We start from the raw sequence: 16,376 nt of genomic DNA, 5'->3' as shown, positions 1-16,376 counted from the left end.
TTTGATTTTACCCTGGCGATCAATATCCAGGCACTTGACCAGAACCTGGTCCCCTTCCCGGAGAATATCGGTAACGTTTTTGACACGTTCCTTGGCCAGTTCGGAAATATGCACAAGGCCTTCGGTGCCAGGGAATATTTCCACGAAGGCGCCGAATTCCATGATTTTTTTAACCGTGGCCATGTAAAGCTTGCCCACTTCGGCTTCCTGGGTCAGATTCCTGATCATCTTGATGGCGGTTTTGCAGGCATCGCCATCGGACGAAGCGATATTGATGCGGCCGTCGTCCTCGATATCGATGGCACAGCCGGTGGCCTCGATAATGCTGCGTACATTTTTACCCCCCGGGCCGATGACGGTACGCACCTGGTCGGGTTTGACATGGATCGTGGTGATGCGCGGCGCATAGGGAGACAAATCGCCCCGCGGGGCCGCTATAGCTTCCACCATTTTATCAAGGATATGGATCCGTCCGGCGCGCGCCTGTTCCAGGGCCTGGCGCATGATTTCCTTGCTGACTCCGCCAATCTTGATATCCATTTGCAAAGCGGTAATCCCGTCGCGGGTACCGGTGACCTTGAAATCCATATCACCGAGATGATCCTCGTCGCCAAGGATATCCGACAGCACCACAACATCGTCGCCTTCCTTGATGAGTCCCATGGCGATTCCTGCAACCGCTTCTTTGATCGGCACTCCGGCATCCATCAATGCGAGGGAGGCACCGCAGACACTGGCCATGGAGGAAGAACCGTTGGATTCCAGAATGTCAGAGACCACACGCAGCGTATACGGAAAGTCATCATGCAGGGGCAGCACTTGTGAAATGGAACGCTCGGCAAGCATGCCATGACCAATTTCCCGACGACCGGGAAACAGCCGCATGCTGGTTTCGCCAACACAGAACGGAGGGAAATTGTAGTGCAGCATGAACTTTTTGAATTCAAGCGATTGCACGTTATCCATGCGCTGCTCGTCCCTGGACGTACCAAGCGCGGCGGCAACCAGTGCCTGGGTTTCCCCCCGAGTGAAGAGAGCGCTACCGTGAGCCCGCGGTAAAATGCCGATTTCACAGGTAATGGGACGTATGGTATCCTTGTCGCGACCGTCGATGCGCACCTTGTCGCGAACCACCATCTGCCGCACCATCTGCTTCTGCAGATTCCCGAAGGCTTCGCTGATTTCGGATTCCTTCCCCTCGAATTCTTCCGCCAGGGTAGCGACCACCTCCTCCTTGATAAGAGCGACGGCAGCATAGCGATCCTGTTTGGCCCGAATCCGCACAGCTGCGGCAAGACGCTCCGTGGCCGATCCGGCAACCCTGTCGACAATGGCGGGGTCGACCTGCGGAACGACAAATTCACGTTTGGCCACGCCGGCAACCTTTACAAGTTCCAACTGGATGTCCAGTAGCGGTTGCAGTGCCTCATGGGCAAAAAACAGGGCATCGAGCATCTCCTGCTCGGTAATGAAGCGTGTCTCCCCCTCAACCATGATGATCGCGTCGCGGGAACCGGCCACGATAATATCAATGTCACTTGCGGCACGCTGCTCGATGGTCGGATTGGCGACAAAACCGCCCTCCACCCGTCCCACGCGTACCGCGGCCACCGGACCATTGAAGGGGATGTCGGAGATGGCGACGGCAGCGGATGCAGCGACCATGGCCAGAGTGTCGGGATCGTTCCGTTCGTCAACCGAGATCACGGTCGGCATGATCTGCGTTTCGAACATGTATCCCTTGGGAAACAGAGGCCTCAAGGGACGATCGATGAGACGACAGACCAGCGTCTCACGCTCACTTGCCCCTCTTTCGCGGCGGAAGAATGAGCCTGGGATTTTGCCGCCTGCGTAGAATTTTTCCTGATAATTGACGGTCAGCGGAAAAAACCCCTGACCTTCCCGCATCTGTTTGGCACTGACCGCCGTACACAGCACCTTGGTATCGCCATAAGTTATGACGACTGCGCCATCGGCCTGGCGGGCCATCTTGCCTGTCTCAAGGGTCAGGGTCTGCCCGTTGAACTGACATTCAACCTTTTGATAAGCCAAATTGTACTCCTTTGTTTGACTGGCGGTTCCGAGCTAACCGCGAGCTTTGACAATGATTCACGTCTTAAAAAGGCTAAAGGAGACTGGCCTGAGACAACGGCCGCTCTTTTAATGCGGACCAGCCGTTCTCGCCGGACAACCTCCATTAGCATACAAAAAACTCAGGCAGCAGGCCTCCCGACTCGGCGGAAAGCTTGCTGCCCTGTACTACCTGCGAATACCGAGGCTTTTTATGATTGCACGGTAACGTTCGACATCATTGCGTTTCAGATAGTCCAGAAGACGCCTACGCTGCCCGACAATCTTCAGCAAACCGCGACGGGAATGATGGTCTTTCTTGTGGGTACGGAAATGCTCGGTCAGGTAGGTAATGCGTTCTGACAGCAGAGCAATCTGAACCTCAGGCGAACCCGTATCACCCTCATGACGTTTATACTGATTGATGAGTTCCTGCTTTTTATCAGTGGCCAGCACCTTGCCACCTCCTTTCATGTTAAAATTCGATCTAAATACTTATTATAACGATATAAAGCGTAATCTTATTACCATAGTTGCCCGTCAGTGTAAAGCGCTATTCACCCCCATCGCAATCATTGAAGACCCTTAGAAGTTCAAAATCACCCCGTGTTTCACGTCCGCGGGAAGGAGCAAAGCGCGCCATGCCCATGGGCCCGAGAGGACCGAGCAACTGCACAATGGTGCCTTCTTCAATTTCGACGTTTTTTTCCACCATGTCCAGCGTGGGCGGGATGCCATAGCGCAATTTTCGCACGCCCTCCTCCCGAAGAAAAACCGCGGCATAGCCCCTGAGTGCATCGCCAAGCGACAACAGAAATCGCCCTCGCTCCTGCGGAGCGGTCTGTTCTATCGTATCAAGGCTCACGGCTTCGGTTTCGTTGAAGGCCCCGCTTGTCAAGCGCCGCAGAGCTGTCAGGTAGGCGCCACAGCCGAGTTTGGTCCCGATATCGTGACATAGGGTGCGCACGTAGGTGCCTTTGGAACAGTGTACCTCGAAGGTGACATCCGGCGGACGGATCGAAACCAGACCAAGGCTGAAAATCATCACCAATCGGGGTTGCCGTTCGACTTCCATGCCTTTCCGGGCCAGCTTGTAGAGCGGAACACCACCCTGTTTGATGGCCGAGTACATGGGAGGCACCTGTTCCAGGGTGCCGACCATGGCTTGACATGCAGCGGCAATCTCGGCTTCTCCCAGATGGGACCATTCGGCCTCGGACAAAACCATTCCTTCGCTATCCTGGGTATCGGTCACGGCTCCAAGTTTGAGTGTGGCGCGGTAGGTTTTGTTTTCCTCGAGAAGAAATTGAAGGATTCTGGTGCCTTGTCCGAGGGCCACCACAAGCACACCGGTGGCGAGAGGATCAAGGGTTCCGGCATGCCCGACCTTGCGAAGACCGAAAAGCCGGCGCACCTTTCCAACCACCGCATGAGAGCTCATTCCCTGCGGCTTATCGATTATCAGTAGACCATTCATCAGGAAAGCGGGAGAAGTTCGTTGAGACGCGCGAAAACCTGGCACTTTACCTGACCGATGTCCCCATCGACGGTAGCACCGGCAGCATTGTGATGCCCGCCGCCACCGAGACCTCGAGCCAATGCACCGACATCAACCTTGCCTTTTGACCGAAAACTGACCTTGAACCGGTCATCATCAGTCTGGCGGAAACACAAAGCCACCTCGACCCCGCGAACCGAACGGGGATAGTTGATAAGGCCATCGGTGTCTTCAGGTTTTGCGCCCGCGGATTGCAGCATATCGCGAGTCACACACACCGATCCAAACCGTCCGCAAGGGGAAATTGCAAGGGTTTCCAGAACAATGGAAAGCAACCTGAGTTGCTCAGCCGGGCGACTTTCGTAAAGGTTCTCCGCCACATACCAGGGCGAAATCCCGCAGGCCACCAGCGATGACGCGATCTGAAAAGCTTCGGGATTGGCGTTGGAATAGCGGAAAGAACCGGTATCGGACAATATGGCGGTGTAAAGACACAGAGCAACGTCAGCAGACACCGGAAACCCGGCCGCGTGAATGATGCGATAAACAAGAGCACCGGTGGCGCAGGCCTGTTCATCGACATAATTGATATCGCCAAAACGCTCGGAGCATGGATGGTGGTCGATACTGATCACCTGCCGGCAATGCAGAGGGAGAAAACTTCCGGCCCGTGACAGTTCACCGGAATCGAGAACGAATCCCACATCGTACCGGCCAAGGTCTTCCGGTCTGCACAGCAAGCTTTGTGCTCCAGGCAAAAAAGCAAAGTTGGCAGGAACGTTATCGAGGTTAAAAGCCACCGCCTCCCTGCCGAGATCACGAAGACAATTCACCAGTCCGAGGGTTGATCCGACCGCGTCTCCATCGGGATGAGCGTGGGAGGCGACCAGAAACGTCCGCCCCTGTCCGATAGCCCGAAGAATTGCGTCAATCATCGCTGGACTGTCCCTCGTTGATGGTGCGCAACAGATTGTCTATGCGATTGCCGTATTCAAGCGATTTGTCGAATTCAAAAACCAGATCGGGTACGTACCGCATGCGCATCCGGCGGCCGAGTTCACGCCGCAGAAAAGGTACGGCGCTTTTGAGGCCGGCCTGGGTATCGGCAATTTGCTTGTCGGTGCCGTAGACGGTGTAGAAAACCCGCGCCAGATGCATGTCCGGTGTCACATCGACGGCGGTGATGGTCACGAAGCCGACACGGGGATCTTTCAGCCCCTTGAGCAGCAGGGCCGAAATCTCTTTTTGCAGTTGCTCGCCAACGCGATGGGGTCTCGGGTGTTCCAATTCTCTACCTATAATGAATGAATTCGATATCCTGCCGACACAGGTCGGCAACAGCGCAATGCTCAAGCTCGGCAACAACCTTCTGCAAAATCCTGTCTGCAGCGGCTTCATCCTGTTCAACCACGACGCAACCGAGAGTCGTTCGCTGCCAGAGTTCGTGATGGTCCACTTCAGCGCAACTCACAGGAAAGCGCGATCGACAGCGACCAAGCAGGCTTTTGACGATAGAGCGTTTCTGTTTCAGGCTTTGTGGACCATGGATGTGCAACTCGACTCTCAGGACACCGACGACCATGCCGCTTGCCTCTATCAGAGGGAGGTCTTGACTTCTTCCATTTCAAACACTTCGATGATGTCCCCGACCTTGACGTCGTTGTAATTTTCAAGGCTCAAGCCGCACTCGTAACCGCTTTGAACTTCGCGGGCATCGTCCTTGAATCGCTTGAGCGAAGCCAGCTTACCTTCCCAGATCACCACATGATCGCGAATCAGTCGCACCTGGGAATTGCGCAGCACCTTGCCGTCGGTGACGTAACAACCGGCGATGGTACCCACTTTGGATACGTGGAATGTCTCGCGAACCTCGACCTTGCCGAGGGCTTTTTCACGCAGAGTGGGCGCCAGCAGACCTTCCATGGCATCGCGAATGTCGTTAACCGCATCGTAGATGACATTGTAGAAACGGATGTCGACACCTTCTTCTTCGGCAAAGGCAGCAGCCTTCGCCTCCGCACGCACATTGAAACCGAGGATGATGGCATCGGAAGCGGAGGCGAGTGAAACGTCGCTCTCGTTAATGCCGCCGACCGCCGTATGGATAACAACCAGGCGGCAGGCATCGGTGGACAATTTCAGCAGAGAGTCGCGAACCGCCTCCACGGAACCCTGCACGTCGGCCTTGATGATAACCTTGAGTTCCTGCACTTCACCCTGCTGCAAGCGCGCATAGAGCTGCTCCAGGGAGATTTTGCTGGTAGTGGCCAATTCCTGCTCCCGGATTTTGCGCTGACGGTGGGTAGCGACGTCCTTGGCCACTTTTTCGCTCTCTACGGCGTGGAAGGTATCTCCGGCAACCGGCGTGCCCGACAGACCGGTAACTTCGACCGGGCAGGACGGTCCGGCCTCTTCCAATCGGTCGCCGCGGTCATTGGTCATGGTACGAACCCGCCCATAGTGCAGTCCGGACACGATGGGGTCGCCAATGCGCAGCGTACCTTCTTCCACCAGAACCGTCGCGACAGGGCCACGGCCCCGGTCCAGACGGGCTTCGACGATGGCGCCTTTGGCGCGCTTGTGGGGGTTTGCCTTCAGCTCCAGAACTTCCGCCTGCAGAAGAATCATTTCGAGAAGGCTGTCGAGGTTAGCTGTGGTTTTTGCCGAAACCTCGACAAAAATAGTATCACCGCCCCAATCCTCGGGGACCATTTCGAATTCGGTCAGTTCCTGCTTGACACGATCAGGATTGGCGTCGGGCTTGTCCATCTTGTTGATGGCGACAATGATCGGAACGCCGGCCGCCTTGGAGTGATTGATGGCTTCCTTGGTTTGGGGCATAACACCATCGTCGGCGGCAACCACAAGCACCACGATATCGGTAACCTTGGCGCCCCGCGCCCGCATCGAGGTAAACGCCTCGTGACCCGGGGTGTCCAGAAAGGTGATCTTTCTGCCATTCACGGTGACATCGTATGCGCCGATGTGCTGGGTTATACCGCCAGCCTCACCGGAGGTGACATTCGTGGCACGAATGGCGTCAAGAAGGCTTGTCTTGCCATGATCGACGTGCCCCATGATGGTAACCACAGGCGGACGTGGAATGGCACCTTCATCACTGCCGCTTTCATCGGTTATGACGGCATCATCAGTCAGCACGTGTTCTTCATCAAAAGCCACGTTCTCAACTTCATAGTTGAATTCGGATGCCAATATGGCAGCGGTTTCGTAATCGAGGGGATGATTTATGGTGACCATCTGCCCCTGGCGCATAAGTTCAGTAATGAGGTCCTTGCTTTTAACCCCCATACGCTTGGCCAACTCACCGACAGTGATGACATCGCTGATGCGAATAATGCGCTTGATGGCTTTGGAAAGGGTAACTTCCGTTTTTTTCTGTACTTTGGGGCTCTTTTTGCCCCGACGTGCTCGCCGATCGTCGTGGTCCGGCTCGTAAACCTCACGGCGCCCGCGGCGCCCCTTGCCGCCGTCCGCAACCTCTTTATCCTTGTCGTAGCCACCACTTTTGGATTTTTTACCCTTTTTCCCCCCACGAACTTCCTTGTCGGGGGCCGGGCCACCATCGAAAGGCACAACAATCTGGGGCGCGACTTCTTTACCCCGAGCGGCGCCAGCCGGTGCAGGACGCGCGGGCCTGGCACGATCAGGCCGAGCCTTCTCGGGCTTGCCCCGTTCAGGCCGCTCTCCACGCTCCTGTCTCTTGGGCGGCGGTGACAGAGTTGAAAGTTCGACGCGACCGAGTATCTTTGCACGGTTGGCTGTGACTTTTTCCACTTTAGTTTTATCCTTGGTCACCGGAGTTTCAGCCATTTCGGGCTGCCCTTCTGTCTTATCAGCCGTTTTGGATACTTCGGGTTCGCGTTTTACCGGCCCCGCCTCGGAAGCTGCGGCAGGTGACTCGGGAGTCTGCTTGCCGGAACCTTCCTGTTCAGCGACTGGTGCCGCTTCTTTGACAACTTTTGCTGGCTCGGAAACCTGTTCTTCATCTAGCGGCTCACTCGGCCCTGAATCCTGTTTATCCGCGGATATCGGTTCGGGCACCGATGCAACGGGAGTCTCGGGCTTGGAGGCAGCGGGCTTGATATCTGCGGCGGGGGCGGGTTCCTCAACAACAGTCTGCGCCTGAGGATGCTCTTCGGCGGATGCGGGGGGTGCCGCCGTTTCTTCTTCGGGGACTTCTTTCCGTCGACGGCGGATAACGCCAGCAGTGATGCGCCGTTCTTCAACTTCTTCCACCTTGGCGGGCGCACCTTCGATCTTTTCGACATCCTCTTCGTCAAGCACGCTCATGTGGCTTTTGGCCTCGATACCGGCTTCGTGCAGCTTTTCGAGCACAACTTTGTTATCCAGCCCCATTTTTTGCGCTAATTCATATACTCGTAATTTTTTACCCATTAAACTCCCCCGCGAATTTTTTCAACCGTTCCAACTCTTCCCTGATGGCGCCTGCCAAGGGTCCGCTCCTGAACGCGACAACACCGCGTTCCGACTTTCCAAGCAAATGCCCTATCTGATCCTTGGCGGAAAACACAAAGCAGGGAACCGCGTTGCGATTTGCCGCATTCTGAACTTTCGCTGCCATGGCAGGCGAAAGATCCTCCGCTAAAACCAGCAAGGCTATATCCCTGCCGGCCTGCAGTTCACACAGAACCTGCTGTGTTCCCGACACGATCTGCCCCGCTTTGCGAGCCATCCCCAGCAGACTGAATGCCCTGGATCGGATCTGACCGCACAGTTCCCGCCACAGCGCATCCGCTGAAAACGTACCGCCTGTGCGCAAGGCACGAGCAAGCTGCCCCTTTTTTACCGCCATCTCCAGGCACGCAAAATCCAGGCAGGTGTAAACGCCACGCCCCGGCAATTTTTTGCGGTAATCCACAACAATATTACCTTGCGGGCTCAGAACATACCGCACCAAAAAGCCCTGGTCAAGGGACTTCCTGCAAGCAGCGCAGGTCCGCTGCGGTGTGTGCCTTGCGCCGCTCTTTGAATCAGATCGCCGAATCGTCGGCCGGGCCTTCTTCATTCGTTTCGCCTGTCTCCACGGACTCTTCAACAGCCGCATGAGCATCTTCAGGGCCGGCAACATCCGGATCGACAACCGTTTGTCCGGACGCTTCCGCCGCCGCATCGTCACCGCCTGCCGCAGCGCCCTGTTCAAGAGATTCCTTGGCCGCTTCAGCAGCCCTGGTCTCGCTCTTGATATCGATATTCCAGCCGGTCAGCCTGGCCGCCAGTCGCACGTTCTGGCCCTTCTTGCCAATGGCCAGCGAAAGCTGATCATCGGGAACAATGACTTCAAGCGCCTGCTCATCATTATCAAGGTAGATCCTGGTGACTTCGGCGGGAGCCAGCGAAGCACAGACAAAGCGTCCGACATCCGGAGACCATGGCACGATATCGATTTTCTCGCCGCGAAGTTCCGAAACAACATTCTGCACACGGGATCCACGCATGCCGACGCAGGCACCGACCGGATCAACATCCGGATCATAAGAAGCGACCGCTATTTTGGTGCGGCTGCCGGCCTCGCGAGCCACCGCCTTGATCTCAACGATGCCTTCGGCGATTTCCGGCACCTCGAACTGGAACAGGGCAGCCACCAGGCCCGGGTGGGTGCGGGAGAGAATAATCTGCGGCCCCTTGGTGGAAATCTTCACCTCCGAAATAAGAACCCGTGCACGATCTCCCTGCCGGTAGTTTTCACGAGGCACCTGCTCACGATGTGGCAGCAGACCCTCGGCCAGCCCGAGATCGACAATCAGGTCACCACGCTCGTAACGTCGCACGATGCCATTGACCAATTCGCCGACACGATCCTTGAACTCGTTGTAGATCTTCTCCCGTTCGGCCTCACGGACCTTCTGGATAATAACCTGCTTGGCTGTCTGGGCGGCGATGCGACTGAAGTTGCCGCTCTCGATTTTCATGCCGAGGGAGTCGCCAACTTCGACCTCTTCGTCGATTTCGCGGGCTTCTTCGAGATCGATCTCCTTATAGGAATCGACAACCTCATCCACAACCGTTACAAACTCGAAAAGCTCGACCTCACCCAAGTCATCGTTGTAGTGCGCCTCAAGATCCCGGGTATTGCGATATTTCTTATTGGCAGCCGACATCACGGCGGATTCGAGAGCTTCAACCAGCACACTCCGATCGATCCCCTTCTCCTTGACGACCTGCTCAATGATATGGTTAAGATTCACCAACATCCAGTTCCCCCTCGACGTTTTTTGCGTCCACCGTCGTACGATGGCGGACCTATGCGATGAACGCCTGCGCGTTTGATCAGAATTTTATTTCCAGATTGGCCTTTGCCACATCCTCGAGCGGAATTTCCACCCGATACCCTTTTTTATCTTCAAGGTCGATAACAACGTTGCCGTCACGAAGCCCGACAAGGATACCGACAAAGGTTTTACGACCGCGCCCCTTGTCGTCCAATTCCATGGGAACGCGACTCTTGACCCGCACAAGGCGACCCGCAAAGCGGTCGTAATCGGCGGGCCGGGTCAGTGGACGATCCAGCCCCGGCGACGAAACTTCAAGGTTATAGGCCGTTTCAATGGGGTCTTCGACTTCAAGCAGCACGCTGACTTCCCGACTGACCTCTACACAACTGTCAAGGGTTACCCCGCCAGGTTCATCGATATAAAGACGCAGGACCCAGCCCTGACCTTCCCTGCTATATTCAACATCCACCAATTCGCGCCCCTTGGCTTCCAGTACGGGCAGAACCAGCGCTCGAATTTTTTCCACAACAGCTTCTTGTTTCATCGCACACAAACTTTCGGCACTTAAAATAAAAAAAGTGAGCGAAGGGCCCACTTTTTCAGCAGTGAACTAAATTGACAGAGCACTATTATCACGAAGTACCGAATAAAGCAAGTGAAAAATTAATATTTGGTTACTCCCCGGACCTCCCCCGGAACTTTCTCCAGCAGGGTTATGCTCTCGATATGATGGGTGTGGGGAAACAGATCGTACGGTCGGGACCAGACCAGCCGATAGCCATTGTGCAGCAGCGGCTGTAAATCCCGCGACAGGGTCGGCGGATCGCAGGAGACGTAAAGAATTCGTTCCGGCCGCACCTGGGCCAACTCTCTGGCAACATCGTAAGCGCCACTGCGCGGAGGGTCGAGTATCACCAGATCAATGGCGCCCTCCGCGGCGTAAAGGGATGCTGCCCCAAACGATTCACCGACAAAAAAGAGGGCGTTATCGATATTGTTGAGGCGCGCGTTGAGCCGTGCCATTTCGATGCTCTGTCGATAAGACTCGACTCCGATCACCTGCTGCGCAAGCCTGGCCACGGGCAGACTGAAGTTGCCCATGCCGCAAAATAGATCCAGCACCCTTCCGGGAGGATTGGATATCAAGGTTGCGATTACCTCACGGACCATCGCACGATTTTGAGACAGATTGATCTGGGCAAAACCGCCTGGGCCGTAACCAAGACGCAACACGGGCGTATCCACCTCAATAATCAATTCCATGGGTCCGCACACATGCAGCAGATTTTCCTTGCGGCCCGATTGAACAAACAGCGCAAAATCCGCTTCCTCGGCAAGGGGTTTGAGATGACGGCTCAACGCATCGAGATCGCCAGACAGACAATGCACCACGGCCCGCACACGGCCGCCATAATCCACGGCCAGATCGATCTGGGGCACCTGCCCTGCCCAGGGGGTTTTATCTATCCAGGCACGAAACAGTTCCCGGGCCCGGTTCAAGGCGGGGTGAATGACGGGACAATGTGAAACCGGAACCACAAAGTGGCTGCCCCGTCGATAAAAACCCACCTGCAAGCCTGCCGGCGTATTCAGACATTTGAACTGCACCCGACTGCGATATTCCCACTGATGGCAGGAGGGCATGATCGGCAGCACGACCCCTGGATCGGCGCCCAGTTTACGTACCACAAAGTCCCTGAATATCCGTTCTTTCCAGACACACTGCTCCTGGTAATCGAGATGCTGCCACTGACATCCGCCACACAGGCCGAACACCGGGCACGCTGGTTTGATGCGCCTGGTGGAGGAAGAGATGATTTCTTCCACAGTGGCTTCGCTGTAGCGTTTTTTTTGCTGAACGATCCGGCATCGCACATGGTCGCCCGGAGCAACAAAAGGCACGAAAACAACCTTGCCGCAATAATGACCGATGCCATTGCCTCCGTAGGCAACAGCCTCGATATAAAGATCTTCGATCACATCCGGGTTCGGCATTTCTAGTGATCCCTGCGTTGGTTGTTCAGCCAATCGAGACGGCTCCAAAGCCCGCGCAAAATGCGCACCTCCCGGTCGTTGAGTCCGGCTCTGCCGAAAATCCTGCGAAAACTGCGCAGGATATGGTCCGGGTTCTGGGGATCCAGAAACCCGATATCGGTCAAGGTCGAACGCATGTGCTGAAACATGCCCTCTACGACCTCCAGAGAGGAAAACGTCTTTCTTCCGCCTGTTTTTCCGATAGCCCGGGCACGGGCCCGTGCTGTTTCGTATAAACAGATCGATACCGACTGGGCCAGATTCATCGACGGGCAGGCATCATCGGTGGGGATGGTCACAAAACGCTGACAAAGGTCGAGTTCAGCGGTCTCGAGCCCCTTGTCTTCCCGCCCGAAAACCCAGGCCACCCGTCCGCTGAAGGTGACAGAGGCAAACTCTTTGGCGGCATCGTCGGGGTGCAGAAAGTCTTCGCGATACTTGCCAAAACGACGGGTCGTCCCCATCGCCAGACGGCAATCCGACAAAGCCGATTGCAAGTCGGAAAAGATCCAGGCGCCTTCGAGAAGCGCAGAGGCCTTGACCGCCATCCTGCGCGCATCGTCACACAAGTGATCCGCAACCGGGTTCACCAGTCGTAAATCGGAAAAACCGAAATTCATCATGGCGCGACATACGGAGCCGATGTTCAACGGCCCCTGGGGTTCTACAAGCACCACCGCAACATTTTCAGATTTCATCGACATCCTTTTTATGTAGCGATTTCAAAAATATCAGCTTCAAGCTGTTCACTCGAGCGCTCCCAGTATCCATTGCATGACGGCCGTGCCGGCAATAGCAGCGGTCTCGGTGCGCAGAATAAGCGGTCCCAGGCTCACAGGCAACACGGATAAATGCCGGGCCTGAATGACCTCTTGCCGGGTAAAGCCGCCCTCAGGTCCTATCAGCAAAGCCGCGTTGGCGATGTCCGGCTGCAGTATGACATCCCGCAGACTTGCCGCCGTCTCACCCTCATAAAGCATTACCGCCACATCCCACAGGGCCGTTTCAGCCAGAACCTGATCAAAGGTCATTACCGGTCCCAGCTGTGGGATATCGGCGCGACGGCACTGTCTGGCGGCTTTCAGCACGATGTCCGGCCAGCGATGGGATTTGCGCTGCCGGGAATCCCGTTGTTGCAACGTTGTGGACCGCGCTGAAACGTAAGGAACAATGCGCCGCACCCCCAACTCCACACATTTCTGAAGCACCAGCTCGAATCGCTCTTTTTCGGGAAGGGCCTGGTATAGGGTCAACGGCACGACGGGCCGGGTACGGTCTGCCATTGACTGAAAAGGAAAAACGCGGTTATTTTCCAGCAACCGCGCACGAAACCGGGCATTCTGGCCATCGACAACGGTCAGGATACTGCCGGGGCGGGCACGCCAAAAGGACAAGGCCCTGACCGCTTCAGGCGGCAGGGCCACTTCCTGCTCCACAACGATCGCACGGTCCAGCCGCACGATGCTTTGCGAACCGCCGCCATTAACGCATGGCAACCTCAAATCCGGCCTCCCGAAAAGCAGCAAACCTGCGACGCGCGGACTGCAGAAGCTGAGGATCATACGCTTCGGCAAAATCGATGGCGAGGTCGAACTGTCTCACGAATTGCTGCGAACAGCCCCTGCACATGATCAGAATTTTGGCGCCGTTCGGATTGCGCTCTTCTACCGTAATAATGACTGGTTCGTCAAGACAATCGACGGCGCCGTTGTCATATACATGGGGGATGAACGAACCTTTTTTCCAGGTCCACATGAAACGATCCAGGGTTACCCCCTGATTGGCGTCGCATACCATTACCAGCACCCGTTTGCCAAGCGAATAGAATCCCTCGACCAACTCGCAAATGTGTCTGGCTTTTTCCGGACGCAGAATTTTAACAAATTCAACACGTGTCATCTATCACCCATCCGGATGGGTTCAGAAACCGCCCTGCTTACCAGCGGTCTGTTGCACCTTGCGGGCAAATTCTGCCCCCCGATCCAGAGCTTCGATGTTGGCCGGAATGAACCGCCTGTTACGTTCGGGAAGAATGTATTCAAGGCCCTCTTTCAGGCTGTCAAGGGAGACAACTTTGGACAAGTAAGCGTATGCGCCAAGAATAATCATGTTGACCAGACGCGCGTTACCGACCTCGGCGGCCAGTTCATTGGCGGGAACCGCCAGCAGGCGCACCTCCGGACGATGTTCCGGCACCTTCTCAACCAGCGACGCGTTGTAAATGCACAGCCCGCCCGGAGCGATACGGTCGAAATATTTGTCCATGGCAAGCTGGTTGAAAAGCAACGCCGAACAAGGGTGACCGATAACCGGAGAGCCGATTTCGGAATCGGAGACAATCACGGTGCAGGTTGCCGCTCCACCCCGTTTTTCCGGACCGTAGGCGGGGAAGTAGGTGGCATTGTTGTTTTCGAGAATAGCCCCGTACGCCAGCAGGTTGCCGATCAGCAGGATGCCCTGCCCGCCGTATCCGGCCATAAAAACGTTATCGTTCATTGGGTAACATCCATTTCCAGCACTGATAAGGGAAACAACATCGGGTCACCGGCCCTATCCGCCGGCTGTAATGTCCTTGTAGACTCCCAGGGGGAAAAAGTCCATCATTTCGCCGCCAACACGGGCATTGGCCGCGATGGGTGTCATCCCCCAGTTGGTAGGACAGGCTCCCAGAACCTCCACAAAAGCAAACCCCTGCTTTTTGACCTGCATTTCAAAGGCCTTGAGGATCGTACGGCCAGCTTCCATGACGTGCCTGGGGGTATCCACGGCCACCCTGGCGGAGAACCCCGTACCGCCAAGCATGGCGAGCAATTCCGCCATGCGGATGGGATGGCCCTCCACGGACAGGCTGCGTCCATACGGAGAAGTTGTGGTAACCTGGCCAGGCAAAGTCGTTGGTGCCATCTGGCCTCCGGTCATCCCGTAGGTGGTGTTATTGAGAAAAATAACGGTGATCAACTCGCCCCGGTTGGCCGCGTGAATGATTTCGGCGGTGCCGATGGCAGCAAGGTCGCCGTCACCCTGGTAGGTAAAAACGACACTGTCGGGATGCACACGTTTGACGCCGGTGCCAACGGCAGGCGCGCGTCCATGGGGTGCCTCGACCACATCGATATCAAAATACTCGTACAGCAGAACGCTGCAACCGACTGACCCGATACCGATGGTACGCTGCTGTACGTCGAGCAGATCGATAGCCTCGGCCACCAGTCGATGCACGGTGCCATGATGGCAACCGGCACAATAGTGGGTAGGCACCTCTTTCAATGACGAAGGACGTTGAAATACCGTCTGAATCTTATCAGCCATGATCAGTCCTTATAATGCTTGCAGATCTGTTCGAAAATTTCCTCGGGATTGGGCAACGAACCGGTCCCCCCGGGACGACCATAAAACCTTACGTCGGCCCGCGGATCGGATGACAGCCGTACGTCTTCGACCATCTGCCCGTTATTCAGCTCCACGCAAAGCACTTTGGGAGTACGACCGGTCGCTTCACGATAAACGCCAGCCGGAAATGGAAACAGTGTGATCGGGCGGATCAGACCAACCCTGAGTCCTTCCTTGCGGGCCATTGCGACAGCCGTCTTCACAATGCGCGCCGCGCCGCCGAAAGCGGTCAGGATAAGCTCGGCGTCCTCCAGTCCGGCGGTTTCACAGCGGGTTTCGCGCGCTTTGAGCAAGTCGTACTTGGCATGAAGGTGCCAATTGTGGGCTTCGAGCTCACCGTCACCAAGATAAAGGGACTTGATGGTATTGCCTTTGGTCCTTCCGCGCTTTCCGGTAACCGCCCAATCCTTGGCCGCGAGATCCGCAGGGCGCTGATAGGCATGCGGCAGCAAAGCCTCTTTCATCTGCCCCAGCATGGCGTCACCCAGAATCAGAGCGGGAATCCGGTAGCAATCCGCCAGATCGAAGGCCAGCATGGTCAGATCGTAAAGCTCCTGAACAGAGTGCGGCGCCAGTACTATGAGATGATATCCGCCATGCCCGGCACCTTTGACCGCCTGAAAATAGTCGCCTTGCGAGACATCGATGCCGCCCAGACCGGGGCCGGGACGCTGGATATTGACGATTACCGCGGGAACCTCGGAACCGGCCATGAAAGACATGCCCTCGGCCTTAAGCGAAATGCCGGGCCCGGAAGAGGACGTCATGACCCGACCGCCGGCCGCCCCGGCGCCGAGCACCATATTGATAGCCGCCACTTCGCTTTCAGCCTGGATGAAGGTTCCGCCAATCTTGGGCATTTCTCGCGCCATATATTCCGGAATATCATTCTGAGGGGTAATCGGATAGCCGAAATAAAATCGACAACCGGCCTCGAGCGCTCCCATGGCGATCGCTTCATTGCCTTTTACAAATAAACGTTTTTTCAAAACAACCTCCTGGCTGCGATAAACCTGGGTACTAAAAAACATTTCTTTCCGGGTACAAACCGCACAGGGCCGAAATGCTATTTGTCAGAGGTTTTAAGCACGGTGATCGCTACATCCGGGCAGACCCGCGCACACAAGGCG

17 protein-coding genes are annotated in these 16,376 nt (G+C 56.0%); all 17 read right to left on the bottom strand.

From position 1 onward, the window contains the following. The coding region (gene pnp, locus AB7E65_RS07090) for a polyribonucleotide nucleotidyltransferase (protein ID WP_428745548.1) at positions 1–2,052 on the bottom strand (2,052 nt) is incomplete at its 3' end. A gap of 207 nt (positions 2,053–2,259) precedes the next feature. After that, positions 2,260–2,526: a 30S ribosomal protein S15 gene (gene rpsO, locus AB7E65_RS07085; protein WP_072287731.1), complete on the bottom strand. Its 267-nt coding sequence runs from the start codon at positions 2,524–2,526 to the stop codon at positions 2,260–2,262. 97 nt (positions 2,527–2,623) lie between these two features. Continuing rightward, on the bottom strand, positions 2,624–3,547 hold the full coding sequence (gene truB / locus AB7E65_RS07080; RefSeq protein WP_428745547.1) for a tRNA pseudouridine(55) synthase TruB: 924 nt from the start codon (positions 3,545–3,547) through the stop codon (positions 2,624–2,626). Then, positions 3,547–4,503: a DHH family phosphoesterase gene (locus tag AB7E65_RS07075; protein ID WP_428745546.1), complete on the bottom strand. Its 957-nt coding sequence runs from the start codon at positions 4,501–4,503 to the stop codon at positions 3,547–3,549. The genes truB and AB7E65_RS07075 overlap by 1 nt, the downstream gene beginning before the upstream one ends. Then, entirely contained in the window at positions 4,496–4,855 is a 360-nt protein-coding gene (gene rbfA, locus AB7E65_RS07070) for a 30S ribosome-binding factor RbfA (RefSeq protein ID WP_428745545.1), read from the bottom strand. Before rbfA ends, AB7E65_RS07075 begins: the two co-directional genes overlap by 8 nt. Positions 4,856–4,859: 4 nt before the next feature. Further along, complete coding sequence (locus AB7E65_RS07065) at positions 4,860–5,150, bottom strand: DUF503 domain-containing protein (RefSeq protein WP_072287735.1); 291 nt, start codon at positions 5,148–5,150, stop codon at positions 4,860–4,862. Between the two features lie 14 nt (positions 5,151–5,164). Further along, positions 5,165–7,984, bottom strand: a complete 2,820-nt coding sequence (infB, locus tag AB7E65_RS07060; RefSeq protein WP_428745544.1) for a translation initiation factor IF-2 — start codon at positions 7,982–7,984, stop codon at positions 5,165–5,167. Then, the gene (locus AB7E65_RS07055) at positions 7,977–8,615 is read right to left on the bottom strand and encodes a DUF448 domain-containing protein (RefSeq protein ID WP_428745543.1); all 639 of its coding nucleotides are present in this window, start codon (positions 8,613–8,615) and stop codon (positions 7,977–7,979) included. Before AB7E65_RS07055 ends, infB begins: the two co-directional genes overlap by 8 nt. Next, positions 8,581–9,801, bottom strand: a complete 1,221-nt coding sequence (nusA, locus tag AB7E65_RS07050) for a transcription termination factor NusA (RefSeq protein ID WP_428745542.1) — start codon at positions 9,799–9,801, stop codon at positions 8,581–8,583. Before nusA ends, AB7E65_RS07055 begins: the two co-directional genes overlap by 35 nt. A gap of 76 nt (positions 9,802–9,877) precedes the next feature. Then, positions 9,878–10,366, bottom strand: a complete 489-nt coding sequence (rimP, locus tag AB7E65_RS07045) for a ribosome maturation factor RimP (protein WP_072287739.1) — start codon at positions 10,364–10,366, stop codon at positions 9,878–9,880. Between the two features lie 119 nt (positions 10,367–10,485). Then, a complete protein-coding gene (gene rlmD, locus AB7E65_RS07040) occupies positions 10,486–11,817 on the bottom strand; it encodes a 23S rRNA (uracil(1939)-C(5))-methyltransferase RlmD (RefSeq protein WP_428745541.1) in 1,332 nt (443 codons plus the stop codon). Between the two features lie 2 nt (positions 11,818–11,819). Continuing rightward, entirely contained in the window at positions 11,820–12,554 is a 735-nt protein-coding gene (locus tag AB7E65_RS07035) for an RNA methyltransferase (RefSeq protein WP_428745540.1), read from the bottom strand. 48 nt (positions 12,555–12,602) lie between these two features. Further along, the gene (locus AB7E65_RS07030; protein ID WP_428745539.1) at positions 12,603–13,358 is read right to left on the bottom strand and encodes an RsmE family RNA methyltransferase; all 756 of its coding nucleotides are present in this window, start codon (positions 13,356–13,358) and stop codon (positions 12,603–12,605) included. Beyond that, entirely contained in the window at positions 13,339–13,755 is a 417-nt protein-coding gene (locus AB7E65_RS07025) for a DNA polymerase III subunit chi (RefSeq protein ID WP_072287742.1), read from the bottom strand. Before AB7E65_RS07025 ends, AB7E65_RS07030 begins: the two co-directional genes overlap by 20 nt. Positions 13,756–13,776: 21 nt before the next feature. After that, positions 13,777–14,352: a 2-oxoacid:acceptor oxidoreductase family protein gene (locus tag AB7E65_RS07020; protein ID WP_072287743.1), complete on the bottom strand. Its 576-nt coding sequence runs from the start codon at positions 14,350–14,352 to the stop codon at positions 13,777–13,779. Positions 14,353–14,406: 54 nt separating this feature from the next. Then, positions 14,407–15,153, bottom strand: coding sequence for a thiamine pyrophosphate-dependent enzyme (locus AB7E65_RS07015; protein WP_072288184.1), 747 nt, complete (start codon positions 15,151–15,153; stop codon positions 14,407–14,409). Between the two features lie 14 nt (positions 15,154–15,167). Further along, positions 15,168–16,235, bottom strand: coding sequence for a 3-methyl-2-oxobutanoate dehydrogenase subunit VorB (locus AB7E65_RS07010; RefSeq protein ID WP_072288183.1), 1,068 nt, complete (start codon positions 16,233–16,235; stop codon positions 15,168–15,170). Between the last annotated feature and the right edge of the window lie 141 nt (positions 16,236–16,376).

This window comes from Syntrophotalea sp. (genome assembly GCF_050253115.1).
GTDB classification, from domain to species: domain Bacteria; phylum Desulfobacterota; class Desulfuromonadia; order Desulfuromonadales; family Syntrophotaleaceae; genus Syntrophotalea; species Syntrophotalea acetylenica.
Note: the sequence above shows the minus strand (reverse complement) of the source record. Positions and strands in the feature narration are given on the sequence as shown.

Excerpts from the sequence above, each read along its gene's own strand:
- truB (WP_428745547.1), bottom strand. The coding sequence starts at position 3,547 with ATGAATGGTCTACTGATAATCGATAAGCCGCAGGGAATGAGCTCTCAT.
- AB7E65_RS07075 (WP_428745546.1), bottom strand. The coding sequence starts at position 4,503 with ATGATTGACGCAATTCTTCGGGCTATCGGACAGGGGCGGACGTTTCTG.
- AB7E65_RS07065 (WP_072287735.1), bottom strand. The coding sequence starts at position 5,150 with ATGGTCGTCGGTGTCCTGAGAGTCGAGTTGCACATCCATGGTCCACAA.
- infB (WP_428745544.1), bottom strand. The coding sequence starts at position 7,984 with ATGGGTAAAAAATTACGAGTATATGAATTAGCGCAAAAAATGGGGCTG.
- AB7E65_RS07055 (WP_428745543.1), bottom strand. The coding sequence starts at position 8,615 with ATGAAGAAGGCCCGGCCGACGATTCGGCGATCTGATTCAAAGAGCGGC.
- nusA (WP_428745542.1), bottom strand. The coding sequence starts at position 9,801 with ATGTTGGTGAATCTTAACCATATCATTGAGCAGGTCGTCAAGGAGAAG.
- rimP (WP_072287739.1), bottom strand. The coding sequence starts at position 10,366 with ATGAAACAAGAAGCTGTTGTGGAAAAAATTCGAGCGCTGGTTCTGCCC.
- rlmD (WP_428745541.1), bottom strand. The coding sequence starts at position 11,817 with ATGCCGAACCCGGATGTGATCGAAGATCTTTATATCGAGGCTGTTGCC.
- AB7E65_RS07035 (WP_428745540.1), bottom strand. The coding sequence starts at position 12,554 with ATGAAATCTGAAAATGTTGCGGTGGTGCTTGTAGAACCCCAGGGGCCG.
- AB7E65_RS07025 (WP_072287742.1), bottom strand. The coding sequence starts at position 13,755 with ATGACACGTGTTGAATTTGTTAAAATTCTGCGTCCGGAAAAAGCCAGA.
- AB7E65_RS07020 (WP_072287743.1), bottom strand. The coding sequence starts at position 14,352 with ATGAACGATAACGTTTTTATGGCCGGATACGGCGGGCAGGGCATCCTG.